The organism is Muricauda sp. SCSIO 64092, assembly GCF_023016285.1.
GTDB lineage: Bacteria > Bacteroidota > Bacteroidia > Flavobacteriales > Flavobacteriaceae > Croceivirga.
The window spans coordinates 2,325,436-2,349,501 of record NZ_CP095413.1; the positions used below are offsets into that span (position 1 = coordinate 2,325,436).

Below are 24,066 nucleotides of genomic sequence, written 5' to 3' on the forward strand. Positions count from 1 at the left end.
AAAGGTAGAAAACTAGACTGAGTCCTTTATAAATAATAGCATATCCTCGGCAAGATTGGCTCTGTCAAAATCCGCAATCATGTCATCAAAGGCGTATTTCTTGTTTTCTTGAGCCATAATCCAATGCGCTTTCTCGATGAAATCCGTCATATTTTCCGGCTCAAAAGGGATTCCAATATCATATTTTTCGACCAAATCCCTAGACTCTCCTTCTACGCCAAGTAGAATAGGCTTATGCATTGCTGCCAATTCGAAAATTTTAGATGGGATAACCGTTTTAAAGGTATCAGACTTTCTCAAGTTTACCAAAGCTGCATCCAATATGGAAATATATCGTCCAACCTCATTCTTAAGAACGGGGTCTAACATTGTTACATTTACCAAGTTCATTTCTTTTTTTTGTTCAAGCAATTTTTCCTTTTCTGCACCGGTCCCCAAAAAAAGAAAATGCATTCTATCTTCCTTTATTTTTACAGCACATTTAAGTACGAAATCCAATGCATGTGCCATCCCATGTGTGCCAATGTATCCAATAACGTATTTGTTGTTCAAATTTAGTTCTTTGAGCAAAGTTGAATCTTTGCTTCTCGGAGAAAAGAGATTTGTGTTAACTCCATTTTTTACAATTGCTATTTTAGAATCTTTTATCCCATGCCTTTCTTTTAATATAGCTTTAAAAGAATCTGTAACGGTTACAATTTTCCATGCTGATTTATACATTCTCCTTTCAAGAAACTCAAAATATTTTATCACCGGATTGTCCTCCATCGCTCCTACTGCTTTTATAGATTCCGGCCAAAGATCCCGAATCTCCATAACCCATTTTTTTCTCTTCCAAAATGCCAACCATCTGCCGGATATTACGGTGAAAAACTGTGGAGAAGTAGCTATAATCAAATCTGTTTTAATAAATAGGCCAGCAAAAAAAGACATGAACATGAAGCTTGCATAGTCAATTATTCTTTTAACAAAACCTTTATTTGCAGTTATGTAAGTCCAAACTCGAATTACCTGAATGCCATCGATTACTTCCTTTCGATATAGTTTATTCTTGTAGCCCTTGTATACTTTTCCTTCAGGAAAATTTGGAGCACATGTAATTACCGTGACTTCTTCTCCATTTTTCACCCATTCTTTACAGTGCTCATAAGTTCTGGTAGCCGGTGCATTCACCTCTGGGGGAAAGTTGTCCGTCAAAAAAAGTATTTTCATAACAAGATGGTAGTCGTTAATTCTTTTGAGAATGACACACAGATTTTTTTGGATACTTCAGTTTTATTAAAGCCAACGCAGTATTTGTAGTCTTCTATCTTAATGTCGTTGATTTCTCCTTCAAAATCTAAGGAAACATTCATTTTTCCAAAAGACACATGTCTATTGTTTAAGACAATATCCTTTATTGATGGATGAATATGAAAAAATGCTTGAGATTCTATCTTCTTACTTTTATTTGACAAAATCCTATCATTTATGATAATCCTTTCGGTTGCGCTAAAACTTCTCTTGTGAATCAATCCCATAGACGAATAACCGTCGTGTGAAGCTGAAACCATATTTGCACTTTCCCTTAGGTTAACAATTTTAGCTCTCTTTGCTACTCTGAATCCTCCCCAAACCTGGGTTTGCTCATGAGCTCCAATTTTTACCGTATTATGCGCCGATGTTTCTCGTTCACTTTGACGCAGATCATTCTTTTTATATGTCGAGGTTCCTGTATCTACGATAAAAGGTTTTTCATTGATTTGTAATTCAAAACTGAAGGTGTCCGAATGGGCATGCCCTGGTTGATAATCCGGGCCAACATTTCCAACATCTACAAAAAGTTCATAGTTGAATTTATTGAACTTTCGATATCCAGAATCTGACAGCTCACTTTTTGGCCATTTTAAACCAAGGTTTTTTGCATAATCAAAAAGTTTATTTGAAGATGGTGCAATTCCATAAGCGCTATCATTTACCATAGGAATATTACCATTGTAAAAAGTAACCGTCTGAAGCCAAGAAAGCATTTTGGATGCTTTTCCTTTGAGAAAGGGAAGCAAATCATCCGTTTGCCACATATTCAGTTGAGCTAGGTTTATGCAATCCAACAAACGGTGCAATAAAATTTGATGATACATTGGTGAGAGCTCAAAATGTGCGCCGTCTCCCAAAACCTGTTCTTTTAATTCTAAAATAAGAATTGATTTTGCTTTTTCGTAAATTTTATCGTCCTTGAAATAATAGGCGCCAAAAAAAAGAGAATACCCATTTTCCAGCAAATGGTTGCCAAGCAAATGGTATTCTAGGTTATGAAGGAGAATTTGGTATTGATTGTAAAGGTTTTGATTTATCTTTTTTTCGGAAATATCATTCTTTGATATGAATTTAATCCAGTTGATGCCACGCAGAGAGATTGGGTAGGGTTCCAAACCATCTTTTATTTCTTTTTCATTCGCAATATAATCCCAAATTAACCTTAATGCTTTTGCCTTCTCCACATTTTCTTGGTTCAGAAAATCGAAATAGTTTAGATTATAGGTCCAAAGTTTCCCATAGCCATTAAAATTCCAGTCAATACTTCCTTTGAAATCCTTCTTAAGATTTAAGAAACGAAAACTGTTCTCGTCAATATAGGACATAGGGTCTGGAATACCTCCTTCCCAAAGTAATGTTGGAGATTTTGTTAGTAAAGCGATATCATAATTTCTTTTGAAAAATTTATTTTTAACGAAATAATGTAATCGATAATAAACCTGTTTGGGCCTTAAAAACTTAAGTGTATAGAATAGCAATATTAGTCTACCTCTATCCATTTACCTTGTTTCAACGATTCAATGGCAGGGAATGAGGCCCTGGTCGTGTTAACAATCTCATCAAAAGGAATAATTGCTTTTCCTCCTTTTTGTTGCTGTCTTATCAGTTCTTGAAATTGGTTGAAGTGTCCTTTATCCTGTTTTGAAGAGGAATTTTTCCCTTTTTTAAATCCATAAGACTTTAATTTTCTCCAATTATCCATTATTAGAGTACGCTCCTGCGAATATACCTCAATACGTTCTTTTGCATAGGCCTTACTACCATTGGCAAAATAATTGATTGTTGCGTTGGAGCCATTCTCGTATCGCAATAAAATGCTTGCGTTGTCAGTATTCTCCTGTGGATTCTTGCCCATGGCATTCATACAAACTGCTTTTTCCCGACTTCCGGCGAAATACGTGCACAAATCAATATAATGACAGGCCTCGCCTATAATTCGACCACCACCAACTTCCATATCATGCACCCATATATCAGTTGGAATAAAGCCTGCGTTCATAGTGGCCAAAATATACACTGGGGTGTTGTCACTCCCTAAAGCTTTCTTCCTTTTTTTGGCCAATAGGGCAAAACGTCTATTAAGTCCTACGCTTAACGACACATTTTGTTTGCGGTGCTCCTCTATTATTGCATCAAGTTCTGTTTGCGTCAAGGCCAATGGTTTTTCAACAAATACACTTTTCTTTGCCTTTAAGCACCCCATTACAATATTGGAGTGCATATATATGTCGTATAATAACCAAATCTTTCTCATTATCTTTCAAGATTTCTTCCTACTTGGAAGTAGAATCGCCAATGGCATGACGTTTTGCCGAAACGTTTAAAAAAAACCTCCCAAACTAGCAAGAAATTTGATATGCTCATTTAGCTGTTTTAAGTTTGGACATATGGTCAAATTCGTAAAACTTTCAGCTTTGATAATTCCAACAACTCCTTTTTACTTTTAATGGATTTTTATACATTAACCTTTAATAATACTTTTCCTGAAATCGATTTTATTGGGGAGTCTATTTTTTTAAATTCAAAAAAAATATTGACGTTTTTGGCATCAAAATAGCTTTCGGCTAGTTCTGAATTGACATTCTTGTTCGTGACATACAGAATAGTGGCCTTCCCAATTTCTTTTTGGCAGACCTGAATATAATCACAATAGTCAAAAAGCTTATGATGCCTTCCAAATAAAAGTCCCGTAAGAGAAATCTTTTTATTGTTCTTATCAAATATGAAATCTGATTTTCTGCCTTCCAATATAGAAAACTTGGACAGTACTTTTTCTTTTTCCTCAACCACAAGAACTTTGTCTTCAGTATTATACCTTATTAATGGGGTTGCAAAGCTATGATATGATGTTCCTATCAATTCATTATCTACAACTTCAGCATAGCCATAAGATTGCAACACCTTATAGGTGTTTTCTTCTATATCCTCAAAAGCAATGACACATCTTTCCGTATGACCATAAAAAGCTTGAGAGGTTATGTTAAAACAATACTTTTCTATATATTGACGCATATAATTATAAGGGTATTCCGAACAATAAAAAACTGATTCTAAGTCGTTATATAATTTTTTGTGTAAGTCTGGTCTCAGTTCCCTTATTTTTTTGGAAAACTCAAAAATAGCGCTAGGATACCCATGTAAAAACTTTATTTTGTACTTCAAAACAAAATGTTGTAATTTACTTAAGACCAAAGAGTAATCAGAATAAATATCCACATAGATGGAATTTCTTAAAAAATCATATTGAACAAGATTATTTATATTGCTTCTACCTACAAAAACCATTTTTAAATCTGATATTTTATAGCCTTTATAAGCCCAAAAATGATTAAGGTGTGCCATCTCATGGCCCAGTGCATAAGAATTGGTATATAGTGATAAGGGAGTACCTGTTGAGCCACCGGTATTACTTTTTGCAATCCCTTTCATCAAAAACGAACGCTGTTGTAAATCATATTGCTGTAGCGTCTTCTTAGTAATGATAGGAATTTCCTTAATGTCATCAAATGAGTTTAACTCTACCGGATTGTAATGCATTTTGCCATAATAATCTTTGTAAAAAGTGATATTGTTATATGCAAAATCTACTATTTTCTTTACTTTTTCAAAAATAAAGGTCTTTGTTAGTTCTTCATTTCCTTTCTGCAACCTTGCTATTTCATTTTTCGCTAATCTATACGATTTATATACTCCAGGCCGTATCTCGTAAGGGATATGGGAAATTAAAACTCCCGGTCCAACCCCAATCGGGATTTTTTTTAAATTGTTTTTAAGGTAATTTGCAATTTTCACTTCTTAACTAATTCTATTATACTGGACAATAAAGTACTAAGCCAAAAACATCAGAGAGAATTCAACTGTGCCAACAACCTATTATAAATAACTTTGTCATCGAAAGATTCAAATCTTTTTACTGCATTCTCAGAAAGAATTCTATAATTCTCGTCATTAAATCTTAACATGGCTTTTAAAAGCTTTTTAGAGTTTTTAATCGGCACTAAAAAACCGTTGTATCCGTCTTCAATTACTTCTGGAATAGCATTCCAATATGTTGATATTGCCGGTAAGCCAATAGACATTGCCTCTATAAGTACCCCTGGATGACCTTCTCCATCATGATAACTTGGCAATAAAACAACATCATATTGTGCCAAGGTTGTTATGATTTCATCAGGAGACAGGATTCCTTTATACTTAATGATTGAATTTTCTACTGTATTAATATCAAGGTTGTCCATTATTGGGCCGTAGATATCTATTTTAAATGATTGTGGAAGCCCTGTCGAAGCCTTGGCAATTTCGAAAATTCCTTTTGTCTTTTTAACATGACCAATAAATACAAACTTTTGGCGATAAGAAAGTTCCCTTTTTAAAAGTACTTGATTTTGTTTACTCCGTACATTGGGAAGCCAAAAAAGTTTATGAAAACCAATAGATTTAAGAAATTGAATATTCTGTTTTGTTTCTACTATCAATAAATCAGATTTAAGAAATGTCGTTTTTGCAATAATCCTTAAAGAAGAGAACTTATTTAAGTACAAATACTCAAAATTGCCCCCAAAAATCCTGAATACAACTTTTTTTGAAAATAATTTGGCTAATATATAAATCATGGGGCTCAGAAAAAAAGCTCCGTTTCTGGAAACGTTCAACATGACCAATGCACTACTGTCAATATTGATTAAAAAACAGTAAATAGAATAAAAATAATTTCTAAAAAGCGAGAGGCTTCCTGAGTATCTATTAAGTTGTATGAACAAATAATCTACATTATGATTTTTAATGAAATCTATTAAGGATTTCATAAGTATCGTTGTGCCCCCATAAGTTTTAGGCTTATTCTCGATTGGGATAGCTCCAAGAATTAAAAATTTCCGTTTCATTTATCTAAAAACCAGAAGTCTGCGACTTCATAATTGGCAATCTCGTGGGTGCTGTTGGTTTGAAAAGTATCATCCAAATCTTTTACTATTCTATGATATTTCTCCCCGAATAAGGTTTAGGGTTCTCAGTTAAGCTATCTAGCCTTTCCAGTTGTGCCCCCCATATGTAGGCCTTTTTGAGTGTTGCACCTTTAACCATTCCATTTCCTGGATAAACTACGATATCACCCATACTATCTTGACTTACTCTTACAATTGCCCTTGTCCATACCTGACTGTTAATTTTAACCAATTTATTATTGTATTCCCCATTTTTCCCTTTTGAAAAAGCAGTTATGGGAAATGTTCCTTCTTGCCCCCTTATAGCTTTAATGTATATGGAAAAAACGTAATATCCTTGATCAAGTTCTGGTATCATTTGATATATCCTTGATTTCTTATTTTTGGTCAAATCTATTAGGTCTGCCGATGGCCTTATTTCTGGGGACTCGACACAATTATCCTCAACTATCACATCTTCTCTAGTCCATACCATGTCGGAAAAATCCTCAGTATACTCAAGAAGATTGATTGAGGTGGTGCCAGTATGTATGTTTGTCTCAATCGTTGATTTTTTGTCCTCGCCACACGACAAAACAAATAATATAAGAGTTGTTTTTGTTAAAAAAAATCTCATTTAAAAAGATTTAAATATCGATTCAATAATTGCACCAAATGTAATACTCCCCATTATCTGGAACAAAATTGCTTGGGGAGAAATCACTCTTTATTTATTGTGTTATAATCAAGATTTCAAAAAGGGCGAGTCTTCATTTTTTGTTTTCAATAACCAATAATGAATAAAATAGGGCATAAAACAATACTCCCCAAATTCTAGCTAAATACACCTCAGTAAGACAACAAATACTAAACAGGGTCAAAAAAATTAGGCTTAAAACATTATTATTTGATATTGCCCTATAGAACCCAAACCCTATCATACTTAGCCATGACAAAATACCCAAAATACCCGATGCTATTAATATCTGTAAATATTGATTATGGGCATTATAATGTTCAAAATAAGGTCGGGCCAAATAATGGTTTTTATAGCACTCATCCAAAAATAATTGGGTATTGCTGAAACCTATCCCAAAGACCTTTGGGTTTTCCAAAAAAATCCGCCATGCACAACTCCAAGAATGAAACCTTAATGATAGCCCATCTGTAAAATTATTAAACAGCCTATCTTTAATTATTAAATAACTATTAGTATCCGCTGTTAAAAAAAAAAGTGAGCTAAAAGCTAAAATAAATGCTACATAGCCAAGTTGTTTTTTTATTTTTTGTCTGAAGACCTTGATGAAAACATAAAGTATCAAACATATCATAAAAGCCACAATAGGGGTTCTTGATTGCAAAAAAATCAAAGAGGTTATCAAGAAAATTTGAAAAATAACTATTGTTATCTTATACAACAATTTATCATTTCTCAGGAAGGCCTCGAAAAGTATAAAAAACGCCATTACGACGAATTGAGCCAAATATACGGGATGAATACCACCAATAGGTTGGGTAAACAATGAGTAACTAATCGCAGCGTCCGAAGGTTCAAAAAACAATAATTGAAACCAACATATCAACAAACCAATGATAACACCGGAACAAAAACCAAATAATACAATCTGTTGATTTTTTGCATTTCGGGTTTTATGTAATATTAATGGTACTAGTAGTAGTAACAAGTATTTTCCCATTTTACCAAAATGATTGTCGATTGAACTTTTCTCAACAAGAAAGATTCCTGTTAAAAAAATCAAAATGTTCATGGACAATAATATCCATGCATAATCAGAAGTAACCCTTTTGATTGACTCTTTTTTAATTAAGAAAAGGCTTGTAGCTATCGACAAAATCAAAGCAATATTACTATATCTGTTTTCATAGGGAATTGAAAAGGCCAGAAGAGAAATACTTAATATATATAGTCTATTTGAGTCACTATTCTTTATCGTAGATCTCATTTCGTGTTTTTAAAAATATGTTATTGCGCCGATTGCCCAGATAAGATATTATTTAAGTCCTCAACCATTTGCCGTTGATGTGTAGAGTAAAAACTGTTTTCACTTGTTTTAAAATACTGGAAAGATATGACCAAACGAATTATGTTGTCTCCAAGCCATAATATTTCTCGTCTTTTTTTCATCTCTTATTTTTTATCTCAAATATGTTTTTTATGGCAGAAGCATAATAGGACCTGTTGTAGTATTCCTTAAAAAAAGATTGAAATTCCTTATATAAATTTGAATTATCAATATTTTCTCTGTCAAACTCACATATTAAGGAAGCTATCTTGTGCTCATCATAAGATTCTTTAATTGGTATGCAATATTTCATTTTATTGAACCTTTCTGAAAAATCCCCAATGGTTTCGCTATAAATAGGGATTAATCCACTGGCCATGTATGAGTTCATTTTGGTAGGAGAAGCAACATTATTTACAATGTGGTTGTCCCGAAGTAAGAAACCGTACTTGTAATTTAACAATTCCTTTTGTAACTCAGAGACACCTACACATTTACATTCGACAACGTCTTGAAGATTGTTTTCAACAAGTATTTTCATGGCTTTACTACGCTCTTTGGTCAAAAGAACTAGTTTAAATTGATTATCCATTTTTTTAAGAACCCCAAAAGTTTTTACAATAAATTCTACTTTTTGCCAAGGGGCGATAGAACCTGCATACACTATAGTTTTATTCTTCTTTTTTTTAAGAATCCCTTTTGAGATTTCCAAATTAAAACAAGGCATTACATAAAAATTGTTTCCTCTATAATTATACTTCTTCTTATAATGCTTATACATTTTTTGTGACACAAAAAAATTAAAATGTGAGAACTTTAAAGTCAAATGCTCAACCAGGGACAGGAGATAAAATTTGTACTTTTGTTTGTGCTTCATTAGTGATTCTTCGGGCGCTACTCCCTGAAACCAATTCATACACTTTAGGAAAGGATATCTTAATTTAACCCTAAGAAAATCAACACTTGTAATGGTAATGACAACATGGCCCCTACTAATATCCGATAGTTTATTTGTAATAGGTAAATTACGATTGGTATTCAGTGATTCGTTAATGATAGTAACATATAAAAAAGTTGCTTCATTCAATTCTTGTTTGTCCCTGGTGTAGAATATTATGTTTTCCATTTTTTTTTGTTGATTTATATAGTAGCATCATATTTATCGCTAAAAAAGTTAAAAAGGGGGACAGCTCTACCATCAACGAGATTATGATGAGACTATACATTGAGGCTTTGATCAAATTAGAAACAGGACTTTTATAAAACCTTATGATTAGAAAAATAATTGGCACTAAAAAAAACAATCCACAACTAACCAAATACTCAAAAAAAATGGCTTTTGGTGTTGCATACAATTCATTTTTCAATGTTCCAGTAATTTCAATTCCTGTCATTTGGGCTTGTACACTATTTGAGGTCATTTTTAAGATGTATTCTGGATGAAATGCCCCAAATCCAGTTCCAAGCAAATTCTCGCCAAACAACTGGACAGCTGTAAGAAAAGAACTAAAGCGCAAGGTAAAAGATGTCCATATTTGGTTTTTCTCCGTTAATCCCCCAATACCATATTCACGTAATACCGTAATGAAATGATTAATGCTATTAAGTTGTGGTATCCGTAAAATAAAAGGTAGCGATACAATCCCAACAAGGACAATACCCATTACTGTTCTTTTTAATTTTTTGTTTTCGGACTTAAAAACAAAATAAAGCAACATTAAAGGTAAAACTAAGATTTGAGCTTTAGACCTTATAAATAGTCCTAGTATTATAAAAAGGATAATCCAAAATCTAGATTTCTTACTAATCTTATAATATTCCAATAATAATGGTAGCATAAAAACATAGTACATGCCTGCAGCACTGTGCTCTGATGCAAGCATTGTTACCCTCTCGAAAGGAGCTTCTAAAAATTGAAAAAGACCTGCAATGGTTAGCGGTACAGAGATATAGTAGACAAACCTCAAAATTTGCTGATAAGATAATCTACATACATATATTAGTATTCCTATCGAAAAGAAAATTCGAATCCAAAAAAATCGAATTCTATATAAGATGTCCGAAGTATAGATGGAGTCATATTTTGATATTAAAATATTCCAAAAGGAAATAAGAGTACCCGATGTAAAGACAAAAGAAAACAATATCACAAGAATAGCAGGGTATTTTAGACTTTTCAATTTTAAAGCGCAATAACCAGCTATAAAAAAACTGAAATAAGTATAGCCCAAGGTGAAAATAGCGATGCTGAATGATATTAAAATCATTTCAAAATCAAACAGCATTTGTTTTTTTTTCATTTAGTATAAGACAACAAAGTTTTTGTAAAATATTTGAGGCTAAATTTCACATATCTCACAACGAAAAAAAAATAGGGAAAAAAACCGATAGAATGTTTTTTCAAGAACCGAAAACTTATTCTTAAGTTTTTAAAGGATCTTATATCATTTAAATACCACAAATAATTTTTGAACGAGTAAACATCTTTTTTTCCCGTGTTTTCATGAAGATTCCAAGCTTTCAAATCCGGATATACGTGAAGGTCATAGCCCGCGTCCTTAGCCCTCAAGAAAAGGTCGGTATCTCCATCATACTGCGGAAAGCTTTTTGCATCGCACAAGCCAATTTCTCCGAACATGGCGACCGGCATAATAACCGCCATGCCCCCGCACCAATCCACTTTGGTAATCTTCTCAAATTTGGGGCCATCCTTTTTTCCGGTGCCAATGTTCACCTTTTTATCCGTTTTGGGATTGTAGGTGCCTCCAAAGGAGAAAATCAGGTCAGGAGTGTTCTTACGGTACATTTTTGAGGTCAAAATAGTCCTGTCGTTGGTGGTTTGAAGAATACGGTGTAGCGTCACAAAGTAGTCGCTCTCTATATACAAGTCTTTGTTCCAAAACAAAATATGGGAGTGTTCCGATGCTTTGAGCATATGTTCAATACCCATGTTGATTGCCGCTGACCAAAACAAGTTACCATCCCCCTTCAAAACGGTGACATCGTGGTGATTTTCCGCAAGCCATTCAGATGTGCCGTCGGTCGATCCATCATCAATGACAATTATCTCCGAGTTCATTCGAGTATCGATAATAGTATGGTAATGCACCAAGGCCTTTTTGAGGTTTTTGATACACTGTTTGGTATAAAAAATCTGGTTGTAGACTGGTATTAAGATTGCAAGCCCCATTATCTTCAATTTCAGTTAGTTGCCATTCCTGATTCGTTCCTGAGCCACTTGATTTCCTTAATAACTTGAAATGGTCCCAGGGCACAGAAAAGGAAAAGGCTAATAATCGTTGCCAAAACCACTCCATTCAAGCCTAGGTTCAATTCGTTAACAAAGTATATCGATAAAGGAATATTAATCAGAGCTCCGATAATCGAGGTATAAAGTTGCATATTGGTTTTCCCTATCCCATTGGTGAAGTAGGCCAAGATTGAATGTATTATACTGAAAAAAATCAGCACGGCCATAAAAATATAGTTAGAGGTTAATAAATCGAGCGAATCATTATCTATCCAAAAATCAATTACAACATCGCCCATAAGAATCAACGCTGTCAAGCCCCCTAGATACCCACCACAAAGTATCAGTAAGTTTTTCATGGTCTTTTCAATCCATTTATGGTCCTTTTTTTGATAGGCCTCGGTATACATGGACCACAATGGGGCATTGATCAAGGTGTGGAAAATCATTACAACATTGAAGTAACGGTACACTACGTCATATCGGGCAACTTCACTTCTATCAGTTAATTGAAGTAAAATGAACCTATCGGTGGTCAAGATAACCATCATGGTTACCTGTAATAGAAAAAATCGAAGACCTAGTACTATGATGGGCGACAGTTTTTGCTTATCATAGTACTTGAGTCTTGGGACTAAGTTTTTATTTTTTGAAAAATACCAAATCGTTAGGGCCAAATTACTTATAAACATGGATAGGCCATACCCCAAGGCCAACAAATGAAGGTTTGAGGTGCTTAAAGTGATTAATAAAAGCACCACAACTAAGGAAAGTAATTGTGTCAAGAATTGGTTTACTACTGCTAAAGAGGCCCGTTGCACCGCATTGAACACAGCATTGATTAGTGACAGCACAAAATTTGAAAGCGTAAAAAAAAGGATAATCAACACCAATTTTGCCAAAAAAGAATTGTTATAGTCATAGACATTGAACAGTCGTTGCCAGTCAATCAAGCCAGAAAAGGCCAATACAACTAAATATACCATAGAGGCAAAGAAAAAAAGCGCAATATATCCCGAAGAGATATAGGCACGCGCGTCGTCCCAGTTTTCTTCGCTCAAGCTTTCCGCCAGCTTGTTTTTTACCCCATTGGCAATACCCAAGTCAAAAAAGACAATCCAATGTAAAAAAGAGAGTATGACAGACCAAAGTCCGTAATCGGCAATATCCAGGTACTTTAACAAGAACCTAACAAGAAGAAAGGAAATAAGAATGGAAAAAAACTTAAAAAGGAATGAAACCTTAACTTGTTTTATGAAGTTCAGGCTACGCCATTGTAATTTGTCAAGTTCATTACCCAAGAACTTCATAAAGATATTCAATTTCCTTGTTCAAGGGTACTTGATGATTGCCTACGAATAGCCCATGGTCGTCTAGGTGCCTTGCATTTTTCAAGTCGCCGAATATTTCATACTTGAAATATTTGAGCACCTCATTTTTTGTAAAATTACCTGTTACGATTGGTCGGCATTCAATATGTTTTTCGCGAAGTTGGTCAACCACTTCTGCACGTTTGAGGTCTGAACCTGGTTTGATAATCAAACTGAACCCAAACCAACTACTGTTGTCTTGGTCCTTTTGAATAAGGAAATGCTCATGATTTTTGAACAATGACACAAAATATTCTGCATTCCTCCGTCTTTGCTGCAAAAAGCTAGGGAGTTTTTTCAATTGTTCCTGGCCTATGGCACCGCTCATTTCTAGAGGTCTTACATTATAGCCTGGCAAAAGGAATCTAAATGACTCCGAAAACCAATCTTTGCCTTTGTTTGAAATTTTGTTTTCGTCCGGCAAATTTCGAGTCCATCCATGAGCACGAATCGATAGCAAAACATGATACAATTCTTCGTCATCCGTAACGATAAGGCCCCCTTCCATAGTGGACATGTGGTGTGAAAAAAAAGTAGAAAAAGTGCCCATCACCCCAAAGGTGCCTGTTTGCTTTCCCTTGAACTGTGCCCCCATCGATTCGCAGTTATCTTCAACCAAAAGTATCCGCCGGTCTCCGATGATGTCAGCAATGCAATCAAAGTTGTTGGGATTGCCCAACAAATTAACGGCCATAATCATTTTTGTCTTGGAGTTGACAGCTTGCTCCAAAGCATCAAGATCGAAATTCAGTGTTTCTAAATCGATATCAACAAACTTAAGTTTCAATCCATATTGGTATAAGGGATAGTAGGTGGTCGACCAAGAAACGGCTGGTACAATGACCTCATCTCCCTTTTTAAGTTTGGGTTGCTTCGTATAAAATAGGGCAGCCACAGCCAAGAGATTGGCAGATGAACCAGAATTCACCATAACTGAATACTTTGAGCCAACATATTCGGCAAATTGGGTCTCAAAACCGCTAACACCTTTTGACATGGTATACATGTCACTATCAATAACGGATTGAATAGCCCTCAATTCTTTGTCATCCCATGTTGAGGAAGCCAAACTGTACTTAATCATTTTATAGTTTTTTTAAAATATTCATATGTTTTTTTTATGCCTATTTCTATACTGGTTGATGGTGCCCAGCCGAACTTTCTTAGTTTAGAATCATCAACTAATTTTTGCCTCATGCCCGACGGTTTAGTCAAATCATGGGTAAAGCGTCCTTCATATCCAATCACCTTTGCAATAATGCGGTAATATTCTTCAATTGTCCAATCACGGCCGATACCTACATTGATGTTTTGAGGCATTTTTTTAAAGTTGTTTATGGCATACCCTATAAAATCTGCCAAATCTGCAGCGTACATAAACTCCCTTCTCGATTGACCATCCCCCCAAATAACAACTTCATTTGCTTCTTTCTCTTTAGCTTCATGTATTTTTCGAATCACTGCAGGAATCATGTGTGAAAACTCCAAAGAAAATTTATCGTGTCGGCCGTAGAGGTTGCAAGGGATGATTGTCTTGTATCTTAAGTCTTTTGAAGTTTCACTTATGTATTGGCATAGTTTGGTCACCATAATCTTGGCGAAAGCGTAGCCTTCATTCGTAGGTTCTAGAGGTCCAGTCAAGATAGTTTCCTCTTTTAATGGGTTTTCACCCTCTTTTGGATACATACATGAACTTGCTATGTTCAGGAACTTTTGGACTCCGCTTTCCTTTGCTGCCAAAACAACGTTTCTTCCCATATCTAGGTTGTCTATCATAAACCCAATTGGATTATTTATGTTTGCTTGTATGCCTCCTACCAGTCCTGCCGCATGAATAATCAAATCAGGTTCCTCTTTTTTTATATACGCTTTGGTCATCTCATAATCGCGCAAATCCAATGCTGTACTTCTTGGATGTAACAATTTGTGATTCCGGGTAAAAGGATGTTCGAGAATGTTGCTGCCCACCATTCCTGTTGAGCCCGTTAAGAGAATCTTCATTTATTATTCATAATAGTTCTTAACCCGATATCCCCCTTTTTGAAGGTATTGCTGTTTTTGCATTACTTTGAGGTCACTCGCCATCATATCCTTAACCAACATGTTAATATCATATTCTGGCACCCATCCCAGTTTGTTTTTGGCCTTTGAAGCGTCTCCGATCAATAAATCAACCTCTGTAGGCCTGAAATATCTAGGGTCTACATTGAGTACCTCTTTTCCAATTGGGAGTTGGTAGTCTGGATGGTTACACGCCTTCACGTACCCTTTTTCATCCACTCCTTTACCTTTGAATTCCAATTCAATGCCAACCTCAGCAAAACTGAGACGAACAAATTCCCTGACTGGGGTAGTGGTGCCGGTGGCAATCACCCAATCTTCTGGTTCATCGGCCTGTAAAATCATCCACATCATTCGGACATAGTCTTTTGCATGACCCCAATCACGCTGCGCATCTAAATTGCCCAAATAGAATTTATCTTGTAGTCCCAAAGCTATTCTAGACGTTGCGCGAGTAATCTTTCTGGTAACGAACGTCTCGCCTCTTATAGGCGATTCATGATTGAAAAGAATGCCATTGCAAGCGAACATATTATACGCTTCCCTATAATTGATGGTAATCCAATAAGCGTACATTTTGGCAACGGCATAAGGACTTCTGGGATAAAAAGGGGTGGTTTCAGACTGTGGCACCTCTTGTACTTTTCCATAAAGTTCTGAGGTCGAAGCTTGATAGATTTTGGTTTTCTTTTCAAGGGACAATAAACGAACAGCATCCAAAATTCTCAAAGTACCCAATGCATCTGTATTAGCCGTGTATTCAGGAATTGCAAATGAAACATGAACGTGACTCATGGCAGCCAAATTGTAAATTTCATCAGGTTGGATTTGTTGTATGAGCCTAATAAGGTTTGTACTGTCGGTCATGTCCCCATAATGCAAAAAATATTTTTGACGTTCAATATGGGGGTCTTCATAAATATGATCTATTCTTTGGGTGTTAAACAATGAAGATCTTCTTTTTATACCATGTACTTCATAGCCTTTTTTAAGTAGAAATTCACTCAAATATGCTCCGTCCTGTCCTGTAATACCTGTTATCAACGCCTTTTTTTTCATGAACTGTTTTTATTTTTCTTTAAGGAATTGTTCATTTCTTATCCCACAAAAATCCAACACCATTTTGTCGGCAGAGAGTTCTAATGTTTTAAACTCTTTATGTCCCACCAAAAACGCTATGATATCAGCATTTTTTGCAGCCTCTTTCTGGTTCGTAAGCTTAAAAACTTTATGTGTCTTAATATTTGGTTCAACTATATAGTACTCTTCATCATTGGCATTTTGAAGTACTTTTTGTACAATATACTTGGCTGGAGATTCCCTTAAATCATCAATGTTAGGTTTAAAAGCTAATCCCATTAGGGCAATTCTGGGTTTTCTTCCATTGGTTAATTGAAATTCCAGTCCAGCCGTTTTTATTTTTTCTGCACACCAAAAAGATTTGTAGTTGTTTATCTCTCTTGCCTTACCTATCAGTTGAGACTCCATAGGGTAATCTGACACAATAAAATATGGGTCAACGGCAATACAATGTCCTCCTACGCCACAGCCTGGTTGCAATATGTTAACCCGTGGATGTTTGTTTGCCAGTTCAATTAGTTCCCAAACATTGATATCTGCCTTATCACAAATCAGGGACAGCTCATTTGCAAAAGCAATTTGTACATCTCTTGAGGAATTTTCAACAAGCTTACACATTTCCGCAGTACGGGCGTTGGTTTTATGTAATTCTCCCTTAATAAAGCGTTTATAGAATTCAATCGCTTTATTGGTCGATTTTTCGTCAACTCCGCCAATAACCCTGTCATTGTTCACCAATTCAAACATAACGTTCCCGGGCAATACACGTTCCGGACAATAGGCAATATGCAATTTCCCTTTGAGTTCCGGCCTGATTCCATAAATCAAATCCATCATTTTTTCAGTAGTTCCAATCGGAGAGGTGGATTCAATGATGTACAAATCCCCCTCCTTCAATAAGGGGACAATGGCTTCTGTAGCTGCTTGAACAAAAGAGATGTCAGGTTCGTTCTTATCTTTAAACGGAGTGGGTACCACAATCAGATAGTTGTTGGCATCCACTGGGGAAATACCCGCCACCAGAAAACCTTCCTTAACAGCTGTTTCAACCGCTTCGTCCAGTTCGGGTTCAACGATATGTATTTTTCCAGCATTTATGGTGTCAACAACTTGGGGGTTAATATCCACACCATGGACTCTGATTCCATTCTTGGCTATTAATGCGGCCGTAGGAAGGCCAATATAACCTAGCCCCAACATGACTACTTCCGGACTTTTTCCCATTATATTATTTTAGATATATAGTTCAAAATTTTTTCACAGGCCCTGCCATCTCCGTAAGGGTTATGGAGTTTGCTCATGCTTGAATAAGCTTCCTTGTTCTCCAAAAGCTTTCTTGATTCAGAAATAATCCGGTTTGTATCCGTCCCTACTAGAACAACAGTCCCTGCATCAACCGCTTCTGGTCTTTCCGTGGTGTTTCTCATTACTAAAACCGGCTTGCCCAAACTAGGGGCTTCCTCTTGAACACCCCCACTATCTGTAACTATCATATAAGACTTGTTCATTAACCAGACGAAGGCTGGGTACGAAAGAGGATCAATCAATTTGATGTTTTCGACATTTCCCAAAATATCATGAACCGGTCTTTGTACGTTCGGGTTCAGGTGGACAGGGTAAACAATTTGAATATTTGAATAGGCCATGGCCAATTGTTTCAAAGCTTCACAAATATTGATGAATCCCTGCCCGTGGTTTTCCCTTCTATGTCCAGTGACCAATACTATCCTTTTTTGTGTATCCAAGGTTTCCCTCAATTGCTCTACTTCGGAATCGTGAAAATCGCTGGAGGTCACTTTTTCAACACTGTATTTTAAAGCGTCAATGACCGTATTGCCTGTGACCAGGATGGTTTCTCCATTCTGGTTTTCATTAAGTAAGTTTTTTTTGGACGTTTTTGTCGGGGCAAAGTGAAAATCAGAAATCACACTGGTAACGTTTCTATTCATTTCTTCTGGAAATGGAGATCGCAGATTAAAGGTTCTTAACCCCGCTTCAACATGACAAATCTTAGCGCCAAAATAAAAGGCGGCCAAACTTGAAGCCATTGTTGTTGTAGTATCCCCATGCACATATACATAATTTGGCCTATATTCCTCAAGTACGGGTTTGAGCTGGGTAACAATGTCAGCCGTAAGGGTATATAAATTCTGGTTTGGTCTCATTAGGTTTAAATCAAAATCAGGGGCTATTTCAAAAAAGGATAGCACCTGATCTAACATTTCCCTATGTTGCGCCGTAACACAAACTTTAGTTTCAAATTTCTTTGGGTATTTTTCAAATTCTTTGACTAAAGGAGCCATCTTAATGGCTTCTGGCCGTGTCCCGAATACAATGAGGTTTTTGATCATTTTTGCCCCGTTTTATATAGAATGCTTTTTTAAAAAAGTGTTCAATTGAACGAGTAAAAGAACAAATAATACTATCCCTAGGAAAAGTATTGGTAAAACAAATCTGTAGCTCCTCCAAATCCCCTTAATCCTTACCCCTCTTGTTGGAAAATCACTGATGACATTCAAAATTGCAGACTTGTTCGCCCTTTCGAGATTCAATGATACCAATCTGTTTTTTAAAATGTCGCGCTCTTGAACCAGCGCCAGCTCCTTATTCTGGGCTTCGCCATTCTCTGCTAAATTAATATTGGTTCCTTGCATTGGTTTGTCCGCTTCTTTTTCCAGTACCCTTTTGTACAATTGCTGTAACGAATCTATCTCAGAGAGTTGTTGGTTATAAATCTTCTCCTGTAAATCCAAATTCTCATCATTGATTTCCTTCTGTAGCTTAAAGTAATCGTTGGCTGAAATTGAACCAACAATGGCGTCTTGTATTTTTTTAGCTATGGAATTGTCAGTACTCACTATTGATATTTGATGAAACCTAGCATCCATGGAGTTAAAGTTCTCCAAATACCTCTGATAGTCCAATGCTTTTACCGTTGTGGTGTCCAACTCTCGAATGAATTCATCAAAAAGTTTGATTTTTTGATTTTCATCGGAATAGGAGTCCACAAAAACTTTCTTTATAGTCGTGGCCTCACTAACGGAAATTTCCAATGCCCTTGATAGTGTCAATGAGTCCCTAGCCATGGCCAAATCATTGTAAAAATCAATGTTGTTATATAATTGTTGCACACTGTTAAAGTTAGGCTCCACCACCATTTTGGAAATATACATCGGAGTCTTATATGAATCGGCCAAGAACCCTCCTACAGCCCCAACGATAACGGTAATCGCCAAGACAACAAAATTCTTTTGCAGAAAAAGAAGGAAAGTAATTATAGCATGAAAAATTCCGCTGAAAATTAATCCAATGAAATTGAACAGTTTTTGAAAACCTCTTCCAATCAATTGAAAAAGTTGTCCCAAATCAATTTCATCTGAAGTGTTTTTATTTGTTTGCTCAGCCATTGTCTATGAATTGAATAGTTGTTCCAAAATTTTATCTGTTATTAAATAGGTCGGTTTTACCCCTGCGGTCCCCAACCCTCCGGATGCCAGGGTACTGCCCGTTTCCAAAGGGTTGTCCGAAGCATAATACGCATACCTGACCTTAATATCCTTACGTATGCTTTTACGAATCTTGGAGGCAGATTGGATGGCCTTTTGGTAATGAACACCCTCCATCTCCAATCCTATGACATTCCAAGTGGATTCGTAGAAAAACCGTAATATATCTTTATTTTGCAATGAGGTTCCCAGAACCGTTACCATAGTGCCTTCAAAAACTTGTAATCCATAGCCTTCAAAATCAGCTGCACAGAGCTCATTTTTAAAGGGGTAATTGTCCGCCGTACCTTCAAAAATATGTGCTGAAGGAATCATCAAGTCTCCTTTTTTGCCATCCAAAATTCCCGCTTTGCCCATTATGGAAATGGAATGGACGTCCAAAAAATGTTTTTTTCCATCAACCTCATAAGGTTTCAACAACTCATCAATGGTCTCAAAAGCTTGTTCACCAAATGCATAATCCATGACAAATATAAGGGGTTTGCCGACCTTATCCTTTGTTTTTGGAAACGCATAACAGCAAGCAGCTTCATTGAACTTTGCCGTATCGAAAAGCTGTACATCAATGTTTGCCCCTGAGGTATCATCAATATAGACCATTCCATTTTCCACTGCCACCTTCAAAACCTTTTCTTGAAGCGCCTCCTTTTTGTTAAGACTAAGGGTTTTGTAAATGTCCAGGGGCGCTGTTTTTGGTAGCTCGTCCTTTAGTGCATTTCGGGCAAAAAGCGTGTTCATAACGCTGTGCATATTCGCGCTGATAATATGTATGGGACGGTTGATCAAATCCAATTCGAGCATTTTTTCCTTAACGGTGATTGCCCAGCGCTCCCCATGGATATGGTGCCCCAAACTTTCCCTGAGCAAAGGACTGAACGTAATGGTCCTTTTATTTCCCGTAGTCTGTTCTTCAATGGACAGTTTTCCCAGCCAATAGATAATTTCAAGAAAACGGTCTTTTTGCTTTTCCGTACTTAGCTTGTTGTGCACTTCCACAACTTCCTCAAAAGTCCTTCCCAGGATATTGGCGGCATGGATCAAGGCAACTTCCCTGGCGTGCTCGGTTTTCTTCCTGCTTTGCACAAAGGCAACCAATTTATCCCAATCCCGAACGGTGGATTGATCTTCCTCAAAAAAGACCCGTTCACAAATTTTGTTCGATTCTATAAAGAGAAAGGTAAGATGGGTGAGAATATCATAAATATCCGATCGCCCCCTGGTAATCTCAATGTTCATCTGTTCCTCGTCGATCCGATAACAGTTCCTTCTTCTTTTTGGGGGAATAATCGGCTTTAAATGTGATTTTGAGAAGCCCTCATCAGACGTTAAATTGATAAAGCGGCATTGCTCTATCCCATCGGGTAAACGTTCCAAAACATAAATCAATCCATTGAGCTCCCCCTTTTCCTCTGCCACTGAGCCATATATTTCCGGCCTAAGGACAAGAAGTGCATTTTTAAGGGCATTCCCAGAGACTCCGGAGGGTTTGTAAAACCCCCGGTTGAACAAATGCCTCATGGTCACGTACAAACGTTCAATGGCGTTTGTGGATTCCTGAGCCCTTGTTGTTTCCTTTGTTTTGGCGTCCATGTAATTATTTCCGCACAAAAATACATGAATTGGACAGAACTAAACCCTATCCTCCAGTTGTTTGGAAAAAAGCTAAACTAGAACTCGTCTTGAGTTCATAAAATTTACTGCTAAATGGTATAGGATTGAAGCGAATCTGCCAGTTTTCGATCGTTGGACAAGCGCTGGATCTTGTTCTGGCCCCCCAATTTTCCAATGGACTTCATATAGTTCTTGAATCCGTCCTTTTCAATACAGGATACTTTTAGGGTCTGAAGGATTTTTCCGTCAATCAAATCAAAGTAATAGCTGTTTTGGTCCTGGAGGGATTGATCCAGAATTGCTATGAACTTTTCCATGTCCGAAGGAAGCTTCCCAAATTCTATCAACCATTCGTGATAGGGAAGTTCGCCATCCGCTGGTGTAATTTGTGGGGCCACGGTAAACTCGTTCACTTCCGCATCCGTGTTTTCAATGCCTTCCTGCATTGCCTGTTCCACTTCCTTGGCGATAACGTGTTCCCCAAAAGCGGAAATAAAGTGCTTAATTCGCCCCGACACTATTACTTTAAAGGGTTCCAAAGAAATAAACTGAACGGTATCCCCTAGGTTATAGCTCCAAAGCCCGGCATCCGTGCTAATGATCATAACATAATTGACGCCCAATTCCACCTCCCCAATGGTTAGGCGTTCAGGGGCCGGCCCAAAAAAATCGTCTGCTTTTACAAACTCGTAAAAGATACCTGAATTCAAAAGTAAAAGCATCCCTTTTTCCTTTTGAGTATCCTGATAGGCAAAGAACCCTTCGCTTGCCGGAAAAAGCTCAATGCTGTCCACGGGCCTACCTATCAACCCTTCAAACTTGGCCCTGTACGGTTCATAATTCACTCCCCCATAAATGAAGAGCTCAAAATTCTTAAAGAGCGCTCCAACGTCCTTACCGTGTTTTTCCTTAAGCTTTTCAAAATACATTTGTACCCAGGAAGGTATTCCCGCAATGACGGTCATATCCTCATTTTCGGTCTCCTCAATAATGGCGTTCACCTTGGTTTCCCAGTCTTCAATACAATTGGTCTCCCAACTTGGCAAACGGTTTTTTTGCAGGTAGTTGGGGACATAATGGGCAGATATGCCAGATAGCCTCCCCATTTTTATACCTCCAATCTCATCAAGTTCCGGGCTGCCCTGCAGGAAAATCATCCTTCCATCCACAAACTTGGAATTTCGGGTTTCATGAATATAGGTCAGGATGGCGTCCCTGGACGCATTTACCTGATGTTTAATGGATTCCTTGGTAATGGGAATGTACTTTGCTCCCGATGTAGTGCCTGAGGTCTTGGCAAAATACGCGGGCTTCCCCGGCCAGAGGATATCCGTTTTTCCTTCTTTGATCAGCTCTACATAAGGTTTTAGTTGCTCGTAATCCCTTATGGGAACGTTCTTGACAAAGTCCTGATGGGTTTTGATATTGGAAAAATCATGGTCGCTCCCAAACTGTGTCCCTTTGGCACGTGCAATCAATTCTTCAAAAACCCGCTTCTGGGTGGTAACGGGATTCGCTATCCATTTCAGATTTCTCCTTACGATCCTACGGGCAAAAATTTTGGCGGCAAACGACTTTAGGGACATAACGCTAATTGAAGTCAATAAAATCTGCAGGGTCCTTTGGTTTTCCGTCCAGCCATAGTTCAAAATGAAGGTGGGGACCTGTGGTGAGTTCCCCGGTATTGCCAACGGATGCAATAACTTCCCCAGAGCGTACCAGATCCCCTTGGGACTTGCTTAAGGAGCCATTGTGCTTATAAACGGAAATAATGTTGTCCCGGTGCTCAAGGATAATGACATAGCCCGTTTCTGCCGTCCATTCCGAAAAAATCACGGTTCCATCCGCAACTGCTTTTACAGGGGAGCCCTGAGCTGCGACAACATCAATGGCGAAATGCTTTTTTTCCGCATCAAAACCTTGGGATATGGTCCCTGTGACCGGGGGGAAAAGCGCATTGCCAAAATCCTCGAGATTTCGTTCGAACAAATTGTATTTATCCTCCAAGGCCACTTCTTCCCGCAATCTTAAATCTTGTTCAATGGGATCCAGGTTAACTTTTGAAGGGTCCAATTTATAACGTTCAAAAAGGGAATCGCGATTGGTTTCATTATTCTCCACCTCCCCACGGAGTACCAACCGCACATTGTCTAAATACCTATTGGTATAATTAAGGACGGTGACCAGGGAATCGGTTCTATAGGTAAGTTCGGTGGCCTGTCTTTTGAGCCTTGTTGAGGAATATCCGGGAATATACTCACGGAGTGGGGTAAAGGCTATCAATAAAGTGGTCAGGCCAATTAAGACAATAATGAATAGCGTACCGGTAACAAAAACATTGAGTCTGTTCAGTTTAAAGGAAATCTTCTCTTCGAAGGTACTCTCATTAAGTATCACCAATCGATACTTATGCAGCAGTTTCTTTTTGATTTCCCTTCCCTTCCTTTTCTTGTTTGCCATGGACGCAAAGATAATTTTAGATTTGACTTGTTGGGCCAAAACACCGAAGTTGTAAAAGTTTTTGGAATTTACAAGTAGTTTTATGCTTTCCTTTACAATGTTTATGGCCCAATTTCGTTCTTTAACAGCAAAGCACATGGGTTTTTTGTATTTTTACAACCTTAACAAAAGAATTTAACAATATGATTTCCCTATCTTTTTTTCTAGGTATGCTTGGTCCTTGGCAAATTGTCCTTATAGTTGTAGTGGTTCTTTTGCTTTTCGGAGGAAAGAAAATCCCTGAGCTTATGCGAGGGCTTGGTAGTGGTATCAAAGAGTTCAAGGATGCCTCAAAGGAAGATGAAAAGTTGGAGGATAAAAATGGGGCAAGCTCCTAAAAGGAACTTTCTTACGTTATCCTTGATTTAAAATCTTCTGGAATTTCGCTTTTACAGCACTTATTTTCCATTTCACAACAAAAATTAATTTACTTATAACCAAGGCCTT

The 24,066-nt window shown here is 37.1% G+C and carries 21 protein-coding genes; 1 reads left to right on the forward strand and 20 read right to left on the reverse strand.

The window, feature by feature from the left end:
* Positions 1-12 precede the first annotated feature (12 nt).
* From L0P88_RS09780 to L0P88_RS09875, 20 genes are all read right to left on the reverse strand, one after another.
* On the reverse strand, positions 13-1,212 hold the full coding sequence (locus L0P88_RS09780; RefSeq protein WP_247134401.1) for a glycosyltransferase family 4 protein: 1,200 nt from the start codon (positions 1,210-1,212) through the stop codon (positions 13-15).
* Positions 1,209-2,795: an alginate lyase family protein gene (locus L0P88_RS09785; RefSeq protein ID WP_247134402.1), complete on the reverse strand. Its 1,587-nt coding sequence runs from the start codon at positions 2,793-2,795 to the stop codon at positions 1,209-1,211. The genes L0P88_RS09780 and L0P88_RS09785 overlap by 4 nt, the downstream gene beginning before the upstream one ends.
* Complete coding sequence (locus L0P88_RS09790) at positions 2,777-3,550, reverse strand: Gfo/Idh/MocA family protein (protein ID WP_247134403.1); 774 nt, start codon at positions 3,548-3,550, stop codon at positions 2,777-2,779. The genes L0P88_RS09785 and L0P88_RS09790 overlap by 19 nt, the downstream gene beginning before the upstream one ends.
* 200 nt (positions 3,551-3,750) lie before the next feature.
* A complete protein-coding gene (locus L0P88_RS09795; RefSeq protein ID WP_247134404.1) occupies positions 3,751-5,088 on the reverse strand; it encodes a hypothetical protein in 1,338 nt (445 codons plus the stop codon).
* 50 nt (positions 5,089-5,138) lie between these two features.
* Positions 5,139-6,179 (reverse strand): glycosyltransferase, encoded by a 1,041-nt coding sequence (locus L0P88_RS09800; protein ID WP_247134405.1) that lies wholly within the window; start codon positions 6,177-6,179, stop codon positions 5,139-5,141.
* 85 nt (positions 6,180-6,264) lie between these two features.
* Positions 6,265-6,855, reverse strand: a complete 591-nt coding sequence (locus L0P88_RS09805; protein ID WP_247134406.1) for a hypothetical protein — start codon at positions 6,853-6,855, stop codon at positions 6,265-6,267.
* Positions 6,856-6,988: 133 nt separating this feature from the next.
* Complete coding sequence (locus L0P88_RS09810; protein ID WP_247134407.1) at positions 6,989-8,182, reverse strand: O-antigen ligase family protein; 1,194 nt, start codon at positions 8,180-8,182, stop codon at positions 6,989-6,991.
* 178 nt (positions 8,183-8,360) lie between these two features.
* Positions 8,361-9,368 (reverse strand): hypothetical protein, encoded by a 1,008-nt coding sequence (locus tag L0P88_RS09815; RefSeq protein WP_247134408.1) that lies wholly within the window; start codon positions 9,366-9,368, stop codon positions 8,361-8,363.
* Entirely contained in the window at positions 9,322-10,542 is a 1,221-nt protein-coding gene (locus tag L0P88_RS09820) for a hypothetical protein (RefSeq protein WP_247134409.1), read from the reverse strand. The genes L0P88_RS09815 and L0P88_RS09820 overlap by 47 nt, the downstream gene beginning before the upstream one ends.
* Positions 10,539-11,432 (reverse strand): glycosyltransferase family 2 protein, encoded by an 894-nt coding sequence (locus tag L0P88_RS09825; RefSeq protein WP_247134410.1) that lies wholly within the window; start codon positions 11,430-11,432, stop codon positions 10,539-10,541. The genes L0P88_RS09820 and L0P88_RS09825 overlap by 4 nt, the downstream gene beginning before the upstream one ends.
* 11 nt (positions 11,433-11,443) lie before the next feature.
* Positions 11,444-12,802 carry a lipopolysaccharide biosynthesis protein gene (locus L0P88_RS09830; RefSeq protein WP_247134411.1) on the reverse strand — a complete coding sequence of 453 codons (1,359 nt, stop codon included), beginning with the start codon at positions 12,800-12,802 and terminating at the stop codon, positions 11,444-11,446.
* A complete protein-coding gene (locus L0P88_RS09835) occupies positions 12,786-13,946 on the reverse strand; it encodes a DegT/DnrJ/EryC1/StrS family aminotransferase (RefSeq protein ID WP_247134412.1) in 1,161 nt (386 codons plus the stop codon). Before L0P88_RS09835 ends, L0P88_RS09830 begins: the two co-directional genes overlap by 17 nt.
* Positions 13,943-14,863, reverse strand: a complete 921-nt coding sequence (locus L0P88_RS09840; protein ID WP_247134413.1) for a GDP-L-fucose synthase family protein — start codon at positions 14,861-14,863, stop codon at positions 13,943-13,945. Before L0P88_RS09840 ends, L0P88_RS09835 begins: the two co-directional genes overlap by 4 nt.
* A gap of 3 nt (positions 14,864-14,866) precedes the next feature.
* Positions 14,867-15,982, reverse strand: a complete 1,116-nt coding sequence (gene gmd / locus L0P88_RS09845; protein ID WP_247134414.1) for a GDP-mannose 4,6-dehydratase — start codon at positions 15,980-15,982, stop codon at positions 14,867-14,869.
* 9 nt (positions 15,983-15,991) lie between these two features.
* Positions 15,992-17,227 carry a UDP-N-acetyl-D-mannosamine dehydrogenase gene (gene wecC, locus L0P88_RS09850; RefSeq protein ID WP_247134415.1) on the reverse strand — a complete coding sequence of 412 codons (1,236 nt, stop codon included), beginning with the start codon at positions 17,225-17,227 and terminating at the stop codon, positions 15,992-15,994.
* Positions 17,227-18,354, reverse strand: coding sequence for a non-hydrolyzing UDP-N-acetylglucosamine 2-epimerase (gene wecB, locus L0P88_RS09855; protein ID WP_247134416.1), 1,128 nt, complete (start codon positions 18,352-18,354; stop codon positions 17,227-17,229). Before wecB ends, wecC begins: the two co-directional genes overlap by 1 nt.
* Before the next feature lie 12 nt (positions 18,355-18,366).
* The gene (locus L0P88_RS09860; RefSeq protein WP_247134417.1) at positions 18,367-19,410 is read right to left on the reverse strand and encodes a hypothetical protein; all 1,044 of its coding nucleotides are present in this window, start codon (positions 19,408-19,410) and stop codon (positions 18,367-18,369) included.
* 3 nt (positions 19,411-19,413) lie between these two features.
* Entirely contained in the window at positions 19,414-21,099 is a 1,686-nt protein-coding gene (locus L0P88_RS09865) for a DUF6909 family protein (protein ID WP_247134418.1), read from the reverse strand.
* A 110-nt stretch (positions 21,100-21,209) separates the two neighbouring features.
* A complete protein-coding gene (locus L0P88_RS09870) occupies positions 21,210-22,706 on the reverse strand; it encodes a GH3 auxin-responsive promoter family protein (protein WP_247134419.1) in 1,497 nt (498 codons plus the stop codon).
* A 4-nt stretch (positions 22,707-22,710) separates the two neighbouring features.
* Positions 22,711-23,580, reverse strand: a complete 870-nt coding sequence (locus L0P88_RS09875; RefSeq protein WP_247134420.1) for a M23 family metallopeptidase — start codon at positions 23,578-23,580, stop codon at positions 22,711-22,713.
* 182 nt (positions 23,581-23,762) lie between these two features.
* On the opposite strand from L0P88_RS09875, the gene tatA reads away from it, so the two are divergent.
* Positions 23,763-23,957: a twin-arginine translocase TatA/TatE family subunit gene (gene tatA, locus L0P88_RS09880; RefSeq protein ID WP_158776312.1), complete on the forward strand. Its 195-nt coding sequence runs from the start codon at positions 23,763-23,765 to the stop codon at positions 23,955-23,957.
* Positions 23,958-24,066 lie beyond the last annotated feature (109 nt).